Raw genomic sequence first — 17,693 nt, forward strand, 5'->3', positions numbered from 1 at the left:
TTAACCATCGTATTTACGGCCAATGGTATTCTATACCAGCGATTGTTTATGCGGAGGTGAGTATGGATACTAAAAATATCTCGTGGCTACTAACGGTAGCTCTTGCAACAGGGATCGGTTGTAAACAGGAAAGCGGAGAAACAAATGGAGCCAATGAATTACCTAGCACGGTGGCTCCCGTTTCTAAGAGTCAAGAGGCAGGTTGTTCTGTCGCCAATGTCGAAGGTGGAGCGCAAATCACTTGTGGTGAGACCCAAGCTTTCGTGCCCGCAGGAAATAATGCTCCAGTAAAAACGCCACGACTTATTAACGGTATTTCTAGTAATGATCCGGCGGCTCAAAATGTGCAGATCGGCGATTATTTAATTTCCGTCACAAAGAATAACAACGCAGAGCTCATCACAGTTTGGATTGAAAAAGAGAATGCAATTCTTCAGTACGAAAACGGTATAATATATCCGAGGGATACAGCTCTTTATTACAACTCGAGAGACTGTTCAGGAGACGGGATCTATCAAACGAACCCCAATTCATATGCGTTCGGAATGTCAGATCGTATTGTGTATTGGGACCGCTATTATCGTCTCAGTGGCGTGGTTGAACATTGTTATCCGCGATCTAAAAAAGAAAAAGATGGCTCATGTACCGAAATTACAGGCCCGGTCTCCGGGGACTTCAATGGATTCATTGCAAAGCCCGCCGAGCCTGGCGTGACAACGGTTCTAACCAGCGGTTATAGAGTGAAAATGCAGTAGTAAAAAAGGCAGCCTTTATGGCTGCCTTTTTCTTTTTTACAGATTCGTTCTCGCTCCTTGGCGTTTTTGCTGCCGAAGCGTACACAAATCCCATTCACATGGGGTTTCTATGAAAAAGTTAATGCTGGTTTTCGCATCGGTTTTGATGCTCGCGGGATGTAATTCAGACAACGGGGATTTGGTTGTTCACCAAGATTTTACGCTCACTTCTACAGAAGGCGCAGACCTCGTTTTAAAACAAGGTCAGAACTATCGAGTTTACATCACGCCTTATTCGATTTTTGGTTCTGACTTCTTGGCCAATTTTTTCTCGGACTCTGAAACATCAGCAGGCATTGTGAAGTTTGATTTCTCAGGCTTCCGCATGATTCCTCTTAATGGAGAGTTCACAATTCCGGCAAACGAAATTCGCAATCAAAATATTTCCATGCAGGGAGCAAGTGAATTTAAAGCTCAAAATGTGACTGTTTACGATTCTTACGAAGAGTGTGAAACACCGTCTCAAAAACGCTTGGTAAAAATGCAAACAAGCAAAGGTGTTCGCTCTGTGCACGTGCAAATCATGGATTCTTCTATGAGCAGGCTTTTGGCGGAATTTTCCTACGACAACAAATACACTGAAAGAACGGTTCTTTCAGAAGGCGAATGCTTCTAAATTCGCAGGGCCGACGTTATTGCAAATTATCTGTCAGGCGCAAAAAGACGTCGATGCTTGAAAGAGTGGAAGGGGAGCTGAAGTCAGAACCTGGCTTGCTCCCTGACCAACGGTGAGACATGTTTTCAATCTCAATATAACTTGTCGAACTTCCGTCGGCAAAATGCACCGAATATCCATCCTGACCTATCAAATGGGTCGCCTTATACGAAGAATTGAACTGTCTATCGTCTAATGAATCCATATAAAGGACAGACTGCGCAAAGGCATTTCTTCCCATAAAGGTGGGAACGACTTTGTCTTTCTTGCCATGAATGTAAAACAACGTCTTTAAACGATGGGTGTCCGAAGATGAATTCGCCCCCGCGCAGGTTAAAGCCTCTTGCGCATTGGCGCGAGCGGAATCTATTGTCATGCTGCCTGTGACGTCAAAAGGGGCGCCAGAGTGGATCAAGGCTCCTTTAAAAATATCTGGAAAACACAAGGCCAAGTGATTGGCAAACATGGCGCCCGAGGAAAATCCTCCTACGAAGACCCGGTTGGGATCGACCTCTCCAGCTTCAACATGTTTTTTAACTTCGTCAATAACCTGCATGAAGTCGCCATCACGCTTTTGCATTTCCGATGATGTGAAGTTCCAACACTTCAGAAGATTCATCTTAGAAACCTGATAAGGAGCAATAATCAAAGGATTGAGATGTTTGGTTTTTTCAACGATGTCTGTCACATCAACAAATTTTTCATCCGTTTGGTTGCATCCATGAATCCACAAGAGCAAAGGTCTTTTCGTTGAGGCGTCTTGATTTGAAACAGCGGCACTTTCATTAAAATAAGAATAAGCAATTTCAATGGCGCTGGCCTGAGATGTCGCCATCACGGCCGAACCGATCAATAAAAGAAGCTGCCAAAGTCTTAAGAACATAAAGTCTCCTGCGCTCTTAAAAGCAATTTCAAATCCACGTGGCTTCCTCTTATTTCAATTTAGAAGAGCTAGAACCATCCAAGGATTTGACATAGGGACATTTCTCGAAAAACATGTTCCGTTCGCTTTTCGTAATCGAACAATTTAAATGACATATAAAAGCGCTGATTTTAAACAACGCTCTTTCTTTGTTCTTCAAAATTTTCCAATCACAGCTTCAGAATCACACTCGGCGAAAGTCTAACGAACTTTGCATTAACAATAATAAGAGAAAGGAATCACAATGGATCGTCATTGGGCGCAACGAATTTTAACGTCAATTCTTGTACTTCAAGTCGCGGGAGTTGCTCATGCTGAAACAACTCTTCCCTCATTCCTCAATGGATTCGCGGCAGATCCTGGTGCACAAGCGGCACAGCCTCCTTATGAAGGCGTGGGCCGAATCGCAGACATCACTCGTAAAGCAGGCGGAGATTTATACAGGCTTGATTTGGCAAAGCCCGTTCCATTGACACAAATCAAAGCGAAGCCTTCCGTCGGTCGCGTGAAGTTGGTCAGCGTAACTTTGGTGACTGACAAAAAAGAACGCATTCCCGTGAAAACTTTGAGCAATGTTATTGTGGCTAATACGGATCCGGCTTTGATTTCTGAAAACATCACGGGCGATGCTGGAATTGCAACAATTGAAGTTCAAGCAGAAGCGATGTGGGGAGCGGCAGGTTTGGACGTTAGTGCAATCTCAAACAAAGAAGCTCCGCAATTGGCTCTTCGTGAACCTATGTCGTGCGATAAAAAGATGGACGCGGCTTTAAAAGAAAAGCTCGACACTGTTCAAGTATGGGCCGGCAGAGCTGAGGGAAGTGCACAGGGATCCATCCAGGAAAAGTATGCAACGAAGGAATTTAACAGATACGTTAACGAATTTATCGCGGCTTTAAGAGATTCAAAAGCGTCGTATCTTTCGACAGAGTACACTTTGACGCTTCTGAACTTCTTTACGGAGCGTCACAATGCAAGTCGTGCGGGCAGTGCGGCTGAACAAGCTTATAAAAATATGGCAACAGAAACTTTTGAAGTTTTCTTAGCTTCTCTTGAAAACGAAAAAGATCAAGAGTGTCGTGCGATGTCCAGCGAAGGTCTCACAAATATCGCATTGGATTTCCAAAAGAAATACGACGCGAGCAAGCCAGACAGCCGTGCTAGAAAAATTTATGAAATGATGATTTCGCGAATTGGAAAATTTATTCCAACTCAGTATCGCAAAGAACTTGCGGCGAAAAACTACAACTTCCGTCAAGCCGATGCTGAAGGGTACAAGTACTACAAACTCTTTACTTCAAGCAAACCAGACAGTTTCTTAAAGCCGACTCATCAAGAGATGAGCATGAATGCATACGCGGTGGCGGAACAGGCGTTGACTCGCGAAGTTCAGCAAATGGACAGTGAAAAAAGATACCAACTGATCGTTGAGTACCAAGCCAAATACAATGATCCGACTCAGTACCCTCAAGAAGTGATGCTCAAGTACTTGATCATTCTTTCTGAGAATGGCACTTTGTTTGAAATTAGACTTTAATGAGTGATTACAAAGGCCCGTCTTAAAAAGGCGGGCTTTTTTATAATCGCGATTCTTCAGCGACATGTCTTGAGTTAAACTGATCGACAATTTCCGCGTAAGTTCCGTTGGAGCGGATTTTTTGCAGACCTTTTTCCAAAAGTGCCGCATATTTTGCGCCTTCTTTATGCTTCTTTGAAAAGCTCAAATAAAGATTCGTCCGGGAAATGACTCCTAACGCTTTCACTTTTTTAGTCAGGTCCGGCCGCTCCTCTAAGATTAAGGAACCCGTCAGTCCCCACAGGATCGCGTATTGGATCCGTCCGCTGGCTAATTTTTCTAACTGCGATTTTTCCGTGGGTCCGGGAGAGTGCAGGATTTTTTTATTGCTGATAAACTCCGTCGGATAAGTGTACCCGTTGGTCGTACCCACAGTTTTTCCTTCAAGATCCTTAAAGCTCCATGTTTTGGGCGTTTCATTGACATTGCCATAAATGACCATGTCCGCGGTAAAAAGCGGGGTCGGGTGAAATATATAGCGATCTTGAGTATCACTGCTGATCACGGTGTCAAAGCAGCCAATCGCAGTCCCTTCATCCACTTCATGAAGGCAGCGTGCGAAAGGAACGGGGCGAGTGATAACTTTGATGCCTTGAGTTTTAAAAGCAGCTCGCACGATATCGGGTGCAAGGCCTTCGACGTCTTTGTAGTTTTTAGTCGCCGAGGAGTAAGGAGCCCAATCATCTTCTCCGTTAATCACAATGGTTTTTGCAAAAACAGGTGAGAAGCCCAGAAATACAAGAATAAATAACATGAATCGAAGCATTGGCGGTTTGTATATCAAATGAAAATCGACACCAAGAAAAAAGAAAACTTATTTATTAAATTTAATGATGTTCGAAAAAATTTTTGAAATGCAAAAAGTATAGAGTGACAAAATGCCCCTGATTTTTTGGTACTCGACTTGCTGGTCAGGCGGAATCTTCTGAAACAGTCACCGCCGTCGGTATTGAAATCGTTTCACAACGAATCGTTAATCATCCTTCTTATATCACTTCGGCTTTTATTATGGGACCTAAAGAGCTTAGACATGAGTGCCTTGCCGATGTCCGATAAAGAAAAAACAAAAACCGCCTTCTCATGGCGGTTTTTGTTTTATGGAGAATCCGTTTTAGAAAGTACTAGGAGTTGTCGTAGGAGGATTGGCTGGAGTTGTTGGTAAGGTGTTACGACGTTGTTCATCCAACATACGGCGATCTTCTTCCATATTACGACGTGATTCATCTAAATCACGTTGCATTTGGTCCTGATTTTCCTGCAAGTCACTTTGAGAAGTTTGAGGTGTTGCCGTTGGCGAAGGATTTGTTTCAAAAGGACCCGTCGGTGCACCAGAAGGACTTGTTGAAGATGTTGATGGTTGAGCAGTATTAGGTTGAGTCGTCGATGGCTGTGTTGTGGAAGGCTGTGAGTTCATCTGCGCCCAATTCAACGTGGATGCGACCAATGTTAAAGCAAAAGTAACGAGGGTTTTCATAAAGACCTCCTTTCAATGTATTTTATTATCTCCTGAAAGACATAGTGTTAAAACAGCGCCTGAAAAAGGGAAATTAGATACTGAGCAAAAGGTCAGTATTTTCAGATAAATTTCTACATCTCATTTTATTATCCTGATTAAAGACATAGCTGATTTCGTTGATCTCGAAATACTCATGTTTACGATAGAAACATGAGTATTAAAGGTGTTGAAGAGGATATTAGAAACTTAATATCTCAAAAAAATTATCCTTGTGTTGCTGCAGTCCAGTCCCTTTTTCGCAAAGAGATGTTGTGGGACGTTTACGAAGATTTCGGAACAGGAAAGAACAGTCGGACCTTGGCCTCCAACCTTATTTCTTTTAAAAGAAAACAGCTTCAAGATCATCTTTCGTTTTTAAGTTATTTTGCGGTTTTTCCCAATGATATTTCCCGCGATGAAGCCGAATTTGAACAAGGGCTTTTTAAAGAGCTTTCAGCAATCTGGGATCATCCTGACATTGCAGGAGAATGGGACTCCCAATTCAGTGATGATCCCGATGATAAAAAATTCTGTTTTAGTCTTGATGGCAGTGCTTTTTTTGTCGTGGGTCTTCATCCCCAGAGCAGTCGTAAGGCGCGACGTCTTCCGTATAATGCTTTGGTATTTAATCTATATTCTCAGTTTAATGAACTGCGGGCCAAGGGGCAGTTTGACTCCATGGCGGCGTTGATTCGCGAAAGAGATTTAAAATTTCAAGGTTCGATCAATCCCATGGTGGAAACTTACGATAATACCTGGGAAGCCATTCAGTATTCAGGAAAGAACAATCCACCTGATTGGAAATGTCCTTTCCGAAAGGGAACGACCAAGTCTTAGTGATTCTTAATCACGACTTTGATGCAATTGTCTTTTTTATCCAAAAAAGTTTTATAAGCATCCGGAGCATCTTCAATATTGATTCGATGAGTGATTAAAAACGAAGGATCAACGTCTCCTTGAACAATGTGTTCTAAAAGAGCTTCCATATATTTTCTAACGTGTGTTTGTCCCATTCTAAATGTTAAACCTTTGGCGAAGGCGGCACCCAATGGAACTTTATCCAAGAACCCACCGTACACCCCAGGAATTGAAACGGTTCCCCCTTTGCGACAAGCTTGAATGGCTTGACGAAGAGCAATGGGTCGATCCGTCGCCATTTTGACACTCATCTTGGCGGTTTCGTATTTGCTGTACAGATCAGTCCCATGAGCTTCTAAACCGACAGCGTCAATGCACGCGTCAGGGCCTCGACCTCCCGTCAAAATATTGAGTTCTTCCAAGACGTCGACTTGTTCGTAGTTTAAAACTTCTGCTTTGCAAACATTTTTCGCCATCTGCAATCGTTCGGGAACGTGATCAATGGCAATAACTCTTTCAGCCCCAAGTAGATAAGCACTTTCAATTGCAAAAAGTCCGACGGGACCGCAACCCCAGACAGCGACGGTGTCACCCATTTGAATATTGCAGTTGGCGGCGGCCATGTATCCGGTTGGAAAAATATCACTTAAAAAAAGTACTTTTTCATCGTCCATATCCGTGGGAACTTTCAAAGGACCAACATCGCCAAAAGGCACGCGGGCATATTCAGCCTGGCCTCCAGCATACCCTCCGTACATGTGGGAATAGCCGAAAAGGCCTGAAGCTCCGTGGCCATAAATTTTTTCAGCCAATTCGGGTTTGGGATTGCTATTGTCGCAAAGAGCGTACTTCTGACGATGACAGAAAAAACAATGACCACAAGAAATATTAAATGGCACAACGACTTTATCGCCGACACGCAGATTTTTAACGTGAGGTCCTAGCTCAACGACTTCACCCATGAACTCATGTCCCAGGATATCGCCTTTTTGCATAGTCGGAATCACACCATCGAAAAGATGAAGATCCGATCCACAAATAGCCGTCGAGGTGATTTTAACGATGATGTCCCGGGGATTTAGAATCCGAGGATCGGGAACCTTTTGAACTTCGACATGCTTTGTTCCTTGCCAGCAAACAGCTTTCATAAAAGCTCCTTAGTGAAGGGCAGTTTTTGTTTCATGTTCACGCTTGTTACCGGCAGGTTGGCCTTCCACTTTAGGAATTTCTCCAGCCTCGAACAATTCGCGAAGTTTTATAAGATTGATTTTTAAATTTCTGTGCGGACTTTCTCCCAGAGTTTTTTCGATAAGATTTAAAAGATTTCCGGTGGGAAGATCGTAGGCCATTTTGACTCTCACTACTGTTCCGCGATGATAATTTAAGGGCACAAATTCCACGCGACCTGAAAGACGAAGATCCGATTCGGGTGTTGAACGCCAAGCAATCAATGAGTACGGTTTTTGTTCGACGATTTCGCTGACCCATTCGACGGTTTTTCCGCCCTTCAAAGCGCGCCACACCCAGTGAGATTTTGTTTCAGAAATTTGATGAACGGCTTCGAGCTGTTCGGTGAATGTCATGAAATTAGTGGGATCAAGCCAGAAGTTATAAAGCTCTTCCGGGGAGCTTAAGACGGTGACGGCTTCCGCCGTGTAAAGGCCTTGATCTAATAAGCGTTGTTGCTGCTCTTCCGGAGTCACCACTGTTTCTTGGTTTTCCATAGAACACCTCTTTGCTTTTAAGGTAATCGTTCGGCAGGAAAGGAAAAGCTTTCGGCGAAAGAACTGCAAATTTTCAGAGGAGTTCCTTGATTTTAGGCCGTCTAGGACTATGCTGAATGTGGGTAATTACCCAAAAATTGTCATTGTCCCTGTAACTCTTATCAAGGGTGCGTTTTTATGTCTCAACGGAGTTTGAACTGTGGGAAAGTCTCTTGCATGAGATTTTTTCTTGTTGCGTTTGTAGCTCTTTTCTCCGGCCAAGCTTTCTGTTCTCCTTACTCCGACTATGATCTTTTGTTGGAATCACAGTGGCCCATCACGAACGTTAAATCTGAAGAATGCCAAATTCACAAAGCTTCCTACTGGATTGAAAAGGCGCAGAAGTTAATTTCGTTAGAGCCTATTCAAAAGCGCGTGAGTCTTGACGCGAACGAAGTTATGGTGATCAGAAATCTTTTGATCAGTCAGGCTTACAATCGTTTGTTCACCTCTTCGTTGAAGGCGAATCCTTCCCAGGATTCGCACATGAAATTTTTCTGGATTGCATCGGGATCTCAGGCTTCTGTCACGGTAGGGCACGCTTTGCAGGAAGGACTGGCGGAAAAATATCCAGAAGGTTCAAGACAACACATGGTCTTTCAAAAATTGGAATCCTTGCACAAGCCCTTACCGAAAGTTCCCTCTTTGCTTTTAAAAAATGTTGAGGAAGTAAAACAGAAAACTGCTGAAAATAACTGGCGCGTGTATTCGGATATTTTCTGGCAGCATTTGGTATATATCCATTGCGGTTATGATGAAATTGTGAACTTAAATAAACAGCTGATCGCAGAGCACTCTAAAGACGCAGAAAAAATCGATCACTATCAGCGTTTTATTGATGTATGGACAGACATGGAAAAGGGTCTTTATATCGAGGCCAATATGAAGCTCATCTGGATTGAGCAGCACAATATTTTGCAAAAATATATGTATGATGGACTGGATGCAAAAGCCGCCAACAATCTTTTTCTTTTTAACAGAATGGCGCGCGCAGAGTTGTCAGGTCCCGGTGGTCGAAAGATTTTATCTTTCACGAATTACTCTTTGCGCCATGCCACTTATCCAAATCTTGGATATTTCCCATTCCGTTTTCGTTGGATGAAGTATGTAGTGAGTGAACAGGCCTTGTATCTTCAGGAGTTAAAAGCGCCCGAGAAAGTGGAGGATGTTTTAACGCCTTCTCTGTTTGAGTCCTACCTCATTGCACAAAGCTATCTTCTTTAAATTTCGTTATCTTTAAGGCGTTCTTTTAAGTCATCAATGGCAAGGTCCATGAACGCCTTTAGTTTTGGATTCACAAACTTTTGTGGGGGATAAACAAAACTGATCGGTCGCACATCCGAACGCCACTCCGGCAGAATGCGCACAAGTTTATTTTTCTTAGTTTCCATCTCGCAAATAAAAGTGGGAAGAAGAGCAATGCCTTCTCCAGCTAAAACCAAATCTTTTATAATATTTAAGTCATCCGCAATCAGACGTCCGTTCAAAGGAACGGTGACCTTGTTTTTATTTTTATTTACCAGTTCCCATTTTTCTTTTCCTAACGGACTGAATTGTAGACACGCGTGCTCGCGAAGTTCCTTAGGATGCAGGGGAGTGCCGTGGCTTTTTAAATAACCTGCTGAAGCAAAAGGAGCAAAATAACCGACACCTAGTTTTTTTGCGACCAGACTTGAATCACTTAATTCTCCGGCGCGAATGGCTAGATCCACCCCTTCCGAGATCAAATCGACAATGCGGTCTGCAAAAATCAGTTCGACTTGAATCTTAGGATACTTACTGAGGCATTTAGCAACGACATCGGGTAAAAGGCTGCTTCCTAAAGCCGAAGGAGCTGTGATGCGAAGAAGTCCCTGTGGTTCGCCTTGATTGGAAGTCACCTCCTCTTCAGCTCCCTGTAATTCTTGAATGGCACTAAGGCTTCTATTAAAAAAGGCTTGGCCGGCCTCGGTGACTTGAAGTTTTCGAGTAGTACGGTGAAGCAGGGTGACCCCAAGGCGTTTTTCCAGGGAGGAAACTTTAGCACTCACCGTGGAGTTCGGCATGTCGAGCTGTTTAGCAGCCTGATGAAAACTTCCGACTTGCACGACTTTTACAAAGATAGCGACTTCATTTAAATCCATGCTTACACTATAGCGATGCTTGAACGGTCTGTTAATGAATTTTCTGTATAATTTAAAAGATTATCCATATATATGAATAAAGTTTCCATAAAGTTCAGCTGGTCATAGAGCGGAAGCCTCGTTATGATCAAAGGGAAAACTATTAAAGGGGTCATTCATGAATTTGCTTTTGTTCGCAGGCAGTCTACGCCAGGATTCTTACAATCGAAAACTTCTTGCGGTTGCCAAGGAACTTCTCTCTGAAATTCCAGATATTACGGTCACGGTGGCGGATCTTAAAACTTTGGCGTTTCCCGTCTATGACGGTGATATTGAAGCGGCGGGAATGCCCGAGTCTGTGAAGTCTTTGGGACAGATGATTCAAGCCGCGGACGGTCTGGTGATCGCGAGTCCTGAATACAATGCTTCGATTTCCAGTCCACTCAAAAATGCAATTGATTGGGTGTCACGCCTTCGTCCGGTCCCATTTGAACGAAAGCCGGTGCTCTTAATGGGGACGTCTCCGGGAGCATTTGGTTCTATTCGCGGGCTTGGATATACAAGAGCGCCTTTTGAAACCTTGGGTTCATTTTTGTATCCTCAACCTTTCGCAGTACCTAAAGCAGCTGAGGCGTTTTCTCCAACAGGAGATCTGGTTGATCCTGCGACAAAACAAAAATTGAAAACGGTTCTGCAAAACTACGTCTATTTTGCTCACAGTCTGTCTGGAAAATAGGGGCTTAGGATGTCTGTAGAGTCTAGTCGAATTTTAAATGGTTATAACTTTGAAATCACCTCTCACGATTTCAAAGTTCTGACGGATGTTCCAGAAAATCAAGGTGGAGAAAACAAAGCTCCTTCTCCTCACGATTATATCGAAATTGCTTTGGCTTCTTGCACGGCGATCACGGTGCAAATGTATGCGAAGAGAAAAGGAATTCCTTTAGAATATTCAGATGTAAAAGTACAGATCACCTCTGAGGGGTCTGCGGGGAATGAGATTCATCGCGAAATTCGTTTTGTAGGAAATCTGACGGATGAACAGAAAAAGAATCTTCTTATGATTGCAGAGAAATGCCCGATTCATAAGTTTCTCTCTGCGGGCGCTAAAATTAAAACTGAGATGGCAGGATAAAAGAAAAAACCGGGAGCTTCCTCCCGGTTTTTTTGTTATTTGTTTTCAGCAGTTCGTTCAAAAGAGCCCATACGACCTTCTTGGAAATCGATAAAGGCTTGCTTGATTTCGCCAATTGAGTTCATCACAAAGGGTCCGTAGCCCACGATCGGTTCATCAATAGGTTCACCACCTAAGAATAAAACCTTCGCGTCTTGCCGAGCACTCAATGTGAATGTGTCGCCTTCTTTTTCAAGAACTGCGAGTTCCGCTTCACCGATGGTCTCACCCGTGCCGAGTTGGACCTTGCCGCCAAGAACAAAGACCGCCGCCGTATGGCCTGCGGGAACTTTAAACGTCGCAGAGTGGCCTGCTGTCATACGGATGTCCCAAAGGTTGATCGGCGTGAAAGTTTTCGCAGGTCCACGATGTCCATCATAGTCTCCTGCAATCACGCGAACATAACCGCCGTTATCGGGCAAGTTCACATTGGGAATGTCCGTCGCTTGGATGCCTTGGTAGCGAGGACTTGTCATTTTATCCTTCTTCGGAAGGTTCACCCACAACTGCACCATTTCAAAAAGGCCACCGCGTTCTGAGAACTCTTTGCCATGCATCTCTTCATGCACAAGGCCTGAAGCCGCCGTCATCCATTGCACGTCGCCGGATTTTATAAGTCCGCCACCACCTGAGGAATCTCTGTGAGCGACCTCACCTTGATAAGCTAGAGTCACAGTTTCAAAACCGCGGTGAGGATGTTCTTCAACACCACGCACGTGTTTCGAAGGAGGAAACTCAACGGGACCTGCATAGTCCATTAACAAGAATGGAGAAATGTCTTTTGCCAAATCGTTGTAAGTAAAGATAGTGCGAACAGGGAAGCCGTCGCCGACCCAATGACGTTGGTTGTTTTGTTGAGAGAATAATAGTTTTTTCATAGGTCAGGTTCCTTTCATTGAGGTTAATCTACAACTTTTCGCCCCCTTTGATTAGTCGGTAAAATCTGGAAACATTATCCATTGGATTGGATAATGTACCTTTGCAGGGTGGAGGCGAATATATTGCAGGTGAAAGCCCTTAGGCTCATTTTAACGGAAAATAAAAAGGAGCGTTTCAAATGAAAACTTATTTGCTTTTAACAGCACTGGTTTCGATGTTTCAATTTTCCACGGCTCATGCCGCTTGCGGTGACTTGAGTGAGCGAACATTTAATGGGGATGAAGCGATCACGTTGACTTACATTTTAAAGAATTCTTTGATTGCCTCTAAATCTACTTCCGGTGTGACGGTCACTTGGTCGCTATCAAAATTGAATTGCCGTCAAACGAATCGCGGCGTTTTGCCTGACTTAATGCCTGCATATATGTGTGCGAAACCGTCGGGCGTAGGGAAGATCACGGCAAAAACTTTGTTTGATGCAATGTCAGAGATGGGAGTTTACCCTGACGGAGCAGCGGGACATGTTATTGAAGAGGCAACAAACATCAAGTGCCAGGTTAACAAAGACGGCTCTGGCGGAACTGCGATCAATCCACGTTGCACATTGAAAGCGGCCTGGGGTGACGAGTGCGGTTGATCGGTTGATTTAAAACATGTTAAGTTGCGGGTATGGCATTATCATCCGTACCCGCATCGTTCATGCGTGGGGGCACAAGCAAGGCCCTCATGTTTTTAGTAAAAGATCTTCCAGCCAAACGCGAAGACTGGGATCGTATTTTTTTAAACGCGATGGGAAGTCCTGACTCTTATGGCCGTCAATTAAATGGCATGGGCGGAGGCATTTCTTCGCTTTCAAAAGTTTGTGTCGTTTCACCGTCTCAGCGCGACGACGCAGATGTTGATTATACATTTGCACAAGTTCTTATTGATGAAGCACGTGTCGACTACAATGGAAATTGCGGTAATATGAGTTCTGCCGTGGGGCCGTTTGCTGTTGATCAGGGCTTGGTGCGTGCGGAAGGCGATGAAGTCACCGTGCGGATTTTTAATACCAACACGCAAAAAATTATCCACGCTATTTTTCCAGTCAAGAATGGCAAAGCTGTTTACGAGGGCGGTCTTGAAATCCCCGGAGTGAGTGGAACGGGTGCGGCCATTCGATTAAACTTCATCGAGCCCGGAGGAGCGACCACCGGAAAACTTTTGCCAACGGGAAATGTGCAAGACATTTTAAAAATTCCTGGCTGGAAAGACTTGCGAGTTTCGATGATCGACGCGGCAAATGCTTGTGTTTTTGTGAAAGCTCAAGATGTGGGATTAAAAGGAACCGAGCTTCCCCAAGAGTTTGAATCTTCCAAGGAACTTTTGGAAAAATTAGATCTTATCCGCAGAACAGCCTCCGTCGCCATGGGAATTGCGTCTTCGTTGGAAGAGGCCCGTAAAACTGTCACGGTACCTTACATTGCTTTGGTTCATCCGGCCTTGGATTTTAAAAGTTTAAGCGGGAATGTCGTTGCCGAGAGTGAGCAAGATCTTTGCGTGCGGGTGATCGCCAGTGGTCAGCCTCATAGGGCATTGCCATTAACAGTATCCCTTTGTACGGCAGTCGCAGCCCGCCTTCAAGGCAGTGTGGTTTTTGAAATTTCCAAAAAGGCTCAAGACATGTCGCAAGCTTTGCGCTTGGGAATGCCTTCCGGAATTCTGACCGTGGGAGCTGAAGTCGATTTTTATGAGAATCACTGGCACGCAAAAAGTGGCGGTTTTTTCCGCACGGCTCGTCCTCTTTTTGAGGGGCGAGTGTGGGTTTAACGAGCCCGTTCTTGCAGAAGTTTTTCGCAGCGATCTAGGATTGTTGCGCGAATATTTTCGCGATGTTGAACAAAGTCGGGAAGTTTGCTGGTCTGTACGATTTTATAAAGACGCAACGCTCTTTCAAGATCTATCAAACGCTGCTTCTGCGGACCCTTTGATAGTGGAAACTTTGGTGCTGGCAAGTGAGCTGAAACAGCTAGCTGGACGTCATTGACCCAATCAATTTCCGTTTGAGTGAGATAAATCGTTGGAAAAAACGAATTATCAACGGGACTTTTTTCCGACTCTTGGAGCTGAGTGTTGAGCCACTGCAGCTCATTCATGATTCTTGTAAATTCCGCATCATGAACTTTACCAAAAAGACGAAAAACGATTTTCTTCCAGGCGTCGCAGAAATCTTCAAACGTAATATCCTGTGCTTTTTCAAAAAGCGGGGGATTGGTGATGTAGTGAAGTGTTCTTGTAAGAACATCCAACGAGATCACAACACTGTTTGTTTTAATACTTACACGCATCAGATTATGCGCCCAGCTTACGATATTTAAAACGGATCTGTTGTCTACAAGAGCATTATGAAAATTCAAATGAAAGTCGGCATAAAGGACACTATCAATGGGGCGATCCAGAATTTGATCAAGGTCACTTTTACGACGCTCTAACTTCGGAGTCGAAAAATAAGAAGCAATACGATCAGAGAACTTTTCAAAAGACTCATGCCACAAGCCATCGCGTTGACAAGCTTTATAAAGTTGAAAGGCCTTCGCCTGATTTGGCTCTGCCACATCCAAAAGGCCATTGATCTTTTGTTCCAACACACGTGGGAATGAATGCCATAGCTCTTTGATCATGAGAAAAGTCTAGCATGTCCTAGACGGAAATAAAAATCTCATGGTTTTTGTCAAAGTTTTAGACATGCGAATAAGCACAAAAGTGCATTGGATTTTGCACACTAAAGGAATGCTCCTTACTCTAAAGACTGAGTTTTTAGAAGGGAGCAGGCTTATGTTTTCAAAACCTTTTAAAATAGCAGGTGCGGTTTCGATGTCGGCGTTTGTGAGTCATGTCCCGCAGGTGGCGTTGGCGGCACCCGGTATGATTTCAACGCGGAACTTTGTTGAACAAACTACGCGTGCTCAAGATTTGCAAACAGTTCAAGACTATTTATCGCGAACGGACGTGCAGAAAGCGTTAATGGATCGCGGGCTTTCGGCGGAAGAAGCTTCCTCTCGATTGGCGAGCCTCTCTGAAGCAGAGCTTAAACAGCTCTCTGATCAAATCCATAAAGCACAAGCCGGCGGTGATATCCTTGTCACTATTTTAGTGATTGTTTTGATTATCTTTCTTATCAAACGAATCTAGGTACGGCCGTGCGAGTTTTTCTTTGTGGTATTTATCTGATGCTTCTGTCCTGCGCGAGTGTTCCAAAGCAGACGGAAGCACTTTTGACGGGCTTTTATGATGGCCCTTCCACACATCGAATTCACAACGTTCCCTTTATAGAGCAAAGCACCGGCCATTGCGGGCCAGCGGCTTTAACAATGGTGTTAAATTACTGGCAGAAGGGTATTTCTCTCGAAGAAATTGCACCGCAAGTCTACACACCAGGTATGAAAGGGAGCTTTCAAACAGACATGGTAACCGCGGCGCGCAGGCAAGGAATGATGGCAATTCCTATTGCAGGGTTGCGTGATCTTTTAAAAGAAATTGAAAGCGGACATCCGGTTATCATCTTTGAAAACCTTTCTGTTTCATGGCTTCCGCGGTGGCATTACGCCGTGGTTTTTGGATATGATTTGCGCCAAGAAGTCGCGCTTATGCACTCAGGTCCTGAAAAAAACAAATCTTGGGATCTAAGAAAATTTGAAAGATCGTGGATGCTAGGGGATTATTGGGGACTTGTTGTTCTGCCGCCAGATAAACTTACGGCCACGGCAAAAGAAATAGATCATGTGAAGGCCGCGGCCGCCCTTGAGGAGCTTGGCAAAAAAGAAGAAGCCGAAAAAGCTTATCTGCGGATTCTAAAAAAATGGCCCCATAGCTTAGGTGCCTTGATTGGCCTAGGAAATATCAAGTATTCAGAAAATAGAACACGGCAGGCAGAGGAATATCTCACGCAAGCGACAAAGAGTCATCCCAACTCAGCCATCGCTTGGCATAATTTAACCATTGCATTTGCCGCGAATGGAAAATCCGAACAGGCAAAAAAATCCGCCAGTGAAGCTTTAAAGTACGCTTCACCGGCAGAGAAAAATATTTTCGCTGAAAATCTAAAAACCTGGACGAATTAAATCTTAAAGTCCTTCTGAAATTTGACGGAATTATTGCCGGCGTAGCTCGTTGCTTTAAATACGCTGACGCCGCTGGAAATTTCAGAATCCACCATGATGTAATTTCTTTGCCCTGTTCCCGCAATACGGCGATTGTTAGGAATCACATCGGGCACACCAGGAAAATTTCTGCTATGAATGGAACTTGATGTAAATTCAAACGTTTCATAACCGACAGCTTCAGGTTCAATGCGAGAGATCTCACTATAGTGAACGTCGCCGGAAGCAAAGATTACTTTATTAGGAATAGATTTCAGTTCCTGCAAAAATGCGGAGAACTGAACAGGATGATCGCCTGAAACGGATTCTTTCCATGGGACCGCCGGAAAAAACTGACTGCCATTCATTAGCCAAGAAGGTCCCGGGTTTTGACGAACATGATTGAGCATCCAGGTTTCTTGCTCTTGCCCCCAATGCGCGTATCTTTCTTTAGACCCCCGAGGCAGACGGAAGCTACGGTCGTCCAACAATAAGAACAAATGATTTCTAAATTTAAGCGCACTGCTTACACCGGGACCTTTTTCTAAAAGGCGGCAGTGGCTTTCATCTTGCGCAAAAAAGCTTAAGAAGTTTTGCTGAGACTCTTTAACAAAGGAGTAACTCAACGAATTAGCATCATTAAATCCGAAATCATGATCGTCCCAAGTGGCAAAGATAGGAATCAGTCTTTTACTAAAATAGATTTCCAAAGTCGATCGGGCTTCACAAAAGCGCTGCCATAAGTAAGCGGGATCTGGCGCGCCGGTCGAGCCGCTATCGGCATAGACACTGTCGCCGATAAAAAACAACACGTCAGGTTTGTTGTTAACCATGTTCTGCCAGATATCCGACGAATGTTCCTTTTCATTCATGCAAGAGCAGATGGCGAAACGCACGGAGGGTTTGTTCAAATCGAGAGTTTGAAATTCCCTCTCATCAATGGTTTTTCCTGTCTGAGCATCTATAATATTTAAATGATAGATTTCAGTCGGAACCAAATTTGAAAAGAAGACTTTAAGAATTTTTTTAGGATGGTTTGGGAAGGAAATCGGGCGGACTTCATCAGGAAGCCACCTTTGTCCCTGAGAATTCACGACATATATTTCCAGATCTGTCCGGTCATACACAATCGAGAACTGTGTTCTCGTATCGTCCGTGGCTCCTTGGAGGATCGAGGGCTCGGTTCTTTGTGCAGCCCTGCGAACAGGTGCAGAGAAAGTTTTTTGTGCAGTTCCTAAAGCGACAGCTTGGAACAAACCTAATTTTAAGAAATGACGGCGTTGTATTTTCATTTTCAAAATCCTTTTTGATTTATCAAGTTCAGCAAGGATTTTAAAAAAAATTAAGTTAGGTTCTC

General features: G+C 44.0%; 20 protein-coding genes. 11 read left to right on the top strand and 9 right to left on the bottom strand.

Features of this window, described 5'->3' with window-relative positions:
- Positions 1-62: 62 nt before the first annotated feature.
- Both ACLSSO_RS06145 and ACLSSO_RS06150 read left to right on the top strand, forming a co-directional pair.
- Complete coding sequence (locus tag ACLSSO_RS06145) at positions 63-755, top strand: hypothetical protein (protein ID WP_413944371.1); 693 nt, start codon at positions 63-65, stop codon at positions 753-755.
- 109 nt (positions 756-864) lie between these two features.
- Positions 865-1,410, top strand: a complete 546-nt coding sequence (locus tag ACLSSO_RS06150; RefSeq protein ID WP_413944372.1) for a hypothetical protein — start codon at positions 865-867, stop codon at positions 1,408-1,410.
- A 16-nt stretch (positions 1,411-1,426) separates the two neighbouring features.
- Here the strand turns inward: ACLSSO_RS06150 and ACLSSO_RS06155 are convergent, their stop codons facing one another.
- Positions 1,427-2,332: an alpha/beta hydrolase family esterase gene (locus ACLSSO_RS06155; RefSeq protein ID WP_413944373.1), complete on the bottom strand. Its 906-nt coding sequence runs from the start codon at positions 2,330-2,332 to the stop codon at positions 1,427-1,429.
- A 283-nt stretch (positions 2,333-2,615) separates the two neighbouring features.
- Between ACLSSO_RS06155 and ACLSSO_RS06160 the strand changes: the two genes are divergently transcribed.
- Positions 2,616-3,908, top strand: a complete 1,293-nt coding sequence (locus ACLSSO_RS06160; protein ID WP_413944374.1) for a beta-sandwich domain-containing protein — start codon at positions 2,616-2,618, stop codon at positions 3,906-3,908.
- A 40-nt stretch (positions 3,909-3,948) separates the two neighbouring features.
- Here ACLSSO_RS06160 and ACLSSO_RS06165 read toward each other — a convergent pair whose 3' ends face one another.
- Positions 3,949-4,713, bottom strand: coding sequence for a substrate-binding periplasmic protein (locus ACLSSO_RS06165; RefSeq protein ID WP_413944375.1), 765 nt, complete (start codon positions 4,711-4,713; stop codon positions 3,949-3,951).
- Between the two features lie 345 nt (positions 4,714-5,058).
- Positions 5,059-5,421, bottom strand: coding sequence for a hypothetical protein (locus ACLSSO_RS06170; protein WP_413944376.1), 363 nt, complete (start codon positions 5,419-5,421; stop codon positions 5,059-5,061).
- A gap of 192 nt (positions 5,422-5,613) precedes the next feature.
- On the opposite strand from ACLSSO_RS06170, the gene gntA reads away from it, so the two are divergent.
- Entirely contained in the window at positions 5,614-6,279 is a 666-nt protein-coding gene (gntA, locus tag ACLSSO_RS06175; protein WP_413944377.1) for a guanitoxin biosynthesis heme-dependent pre-guanitoxin N-hydroxylase GntA, read from the top strand.
- Here the strand turns inward: gntA and ACLSSO_RS06180 are convergent.
- Complete coding sequence (locus ACLSSO_RS06180) at positions 6,276-7,448, bottom strand: zinc-dependent alcohol dehydrogenase (protein WP_413944378.1); 1,173 nt, start codon at positions 7,446-7,448, stop codon at positions 6,276-6,278. The genes gntA and ACLSSO_RS06180 overlap by 4 nt on opposite strands.
- A 9-nt stretch (positions 7,449-7,457) precedes the next feature.
- On the bottom strand, positions 7,458-8,024 hold the full coding sequence (locus ACLSSO_RS06185) for an SRPBCC family protein (protein ID WP_295902007.1): 567 nt from the start codon (positions 8,022-8,024) through the stop codon (positions 7,458-7,460).
- Positions 8,025-8,240: 216 nt separating this feature from the next.
- Between ACLSSO_RS06185 and ACLSSO_RS06190 the strand changes: the two genes are divergently transcribed.
- Positions 8,241-9,287, top strand: coding sequence for a DUF2515 family protein (locus ACLSSO_RS06190; RefSeq protein ID WP_413944379.1), 1,047 nt, complete (start codon positions 8,241-8,243; stop codon positions 9,285-9,287).
- Here ACLSSO_RS06190 and ACLSSO_RS06195 read toward each other — a convergent pair.
- The gene (locus ACLSSO_RS06195; RefSeq protein WP_295902011.1) at positions 9,284-10,186 is read right to left on the bottom strand and encodes a LysR family transcriptional regulator; all 903 of its coding nucleotides are present in this window, start codon (positions 10,184-10,186) and stop codon (positions 9,284-9,286) included. The two genes, ACLSSO_RS06190 and ACLSSO_RS06195, sit on opposite strands and share 4 nt — an antisense overlap.
- Before the next feature lie 157 nt (positions 10,187-10,343).
- Here ACLSSO_RS06195 and ACLSSO_RS06200 point away from each other — a divergent pair, with 157 nt between their 5' ends.
- Positions 10,344-10,901: an NADPH-dependent FMN reductase gene (locus ACLSSO_RS06200; protein WP_295902015.1), complete on the top strand. Its 558-nt coding sequence runs from the start codon at positions 10,344-10,346 to the stop codon at positions 10,899-10,901.
- A gap of 9 nt (positions 10,902-10,910) precedes the next feature.
- Positions 10,911-11,300, top strand: a complete 390-nt coding sequence (locus ACLSSO_RS06205; protein WP_295902020.1) for an OsmC family protein — start codon at positions 10,911-10,913, stop codon at positions 11,298-11,300.
- 35 nt (positions 11,301-11,335) lie between these two features.
- Here ACLSSO_RS06205 and ACLSSO_RS06210 read toward each other — a convergent pair whose 3' ends face one another.
- On the bottom strand, positions 11,336-12,217 hold the full coding sequence (locus ACLSSO_RS06210; protein ID WP_413944380.1) for a pirin family protein: 882 nt from the start codon (positions 12,215-12,217) through the stop codon (positions 11,336-11,338).
- Between the two features lie 179 nt (positions 12,218-12,396).
- Between ACLSSO_RS06210 and ACLSSO_RS06215 the strand changes: the two genes are divergently transcribed.
- Together ACLSSO_RS06215 and ACLSSO_RS06220 are read left to right on the top strand one after the other, a co-directional pair.
- Positions 12,397-12,855, top strand: a complete 459-nt coding sequence (locus tag ACLSSO_RS06215; protein ID WP_413944381.1) for a hypothetical protein — start codon at positions 12,397-12,399, stop codon at positions 12,853-12,855.
- A 32-nt stretch (positions 12,856-12,887) separates the two neighbouring features.
- Entirely contained in the window at positions 12,888-14,027 is a 1,140-nt protein-coding gene (locus ACLSSO_RS06220) for a 2-methylaconitate cis-trans isomerase PrpF family protein (RefSeq protein ID WP_413944382.1), read from the top strand.
- Here the strand turns inward: ACLSSO_RS06220 and ACLSSO_RS06225 are convergent.
- Positions 14,024-14,878: a hypothetical protein gene (locus ACLSSO_RS06225; protein ID WP_295902029.1), complete on the bottom strand. Its 855-nt coding sequence runs from the start codon at positions 14,876-14,878 to the stop codon at positions 14,024-14,026. The genes ACLSSO_RS06220 and ACLSSO_RS06225 overlap by 4 nt on opposite strands.
- 154 nt (positions 14,879-15,032) lie before the next feature.
- On the opposite strand from ACLSSO_RS06225, the gene ACLSSO_RS06230 reads away from it, so the two are divergent.
- Complete coding sequence (locus ACLSSO_RS06230; protein WP_413944383.1) at positions 15,033-15,389, top strand: PA2779 family protein; 357 nt, start codon at positions 15,033-15,035, stop codon at positions 15,387-15,389.
- A gap of 8 nt (positions 15,390-15,397) precedes the next feature.
- A complete protein-coding gene (locus tag ACLSSO_RS06235; protein WP_413944384.1) occupies positions 15,398-16,318 on the top strand; it encodes a PA2778 family cysteine peptidase in 921 nt (306 codons plus the stop codon).
- On the opposite strand, the gene ACLSSO_RS06240 is transcribed toward ACLSSO_RS06235, so the two are convergent.
- The gene (locus ACLSSO_RS06240; protein WP_413944385.1) at positions 16,315-17,628 is read right to left on the bottom strand and encodes an alkaline phosphatase D family protein; all 1,314 of its coding nucleotides are present in this window, start codon (positions 17,626-17,628) and stop codon (positions 16,315-16,317) included. The two genes, ACLSSO_RS06235 and ACLSSO_RS06240, sit on opposite strands and share 4 nt — an antisense overlap.
- Positions 17,629-17,693: the final 65 nt, after the last annotated feature.

This window comes from Bdellovibrio sp. HCB-162 (assembly GCF_047344985.1).
GTDB lineage: Bacteria > Bdellovibrionota > Bdellovibrionia > Bdellovibrionales > Bdellovibrionaceae > Bdellovibrio.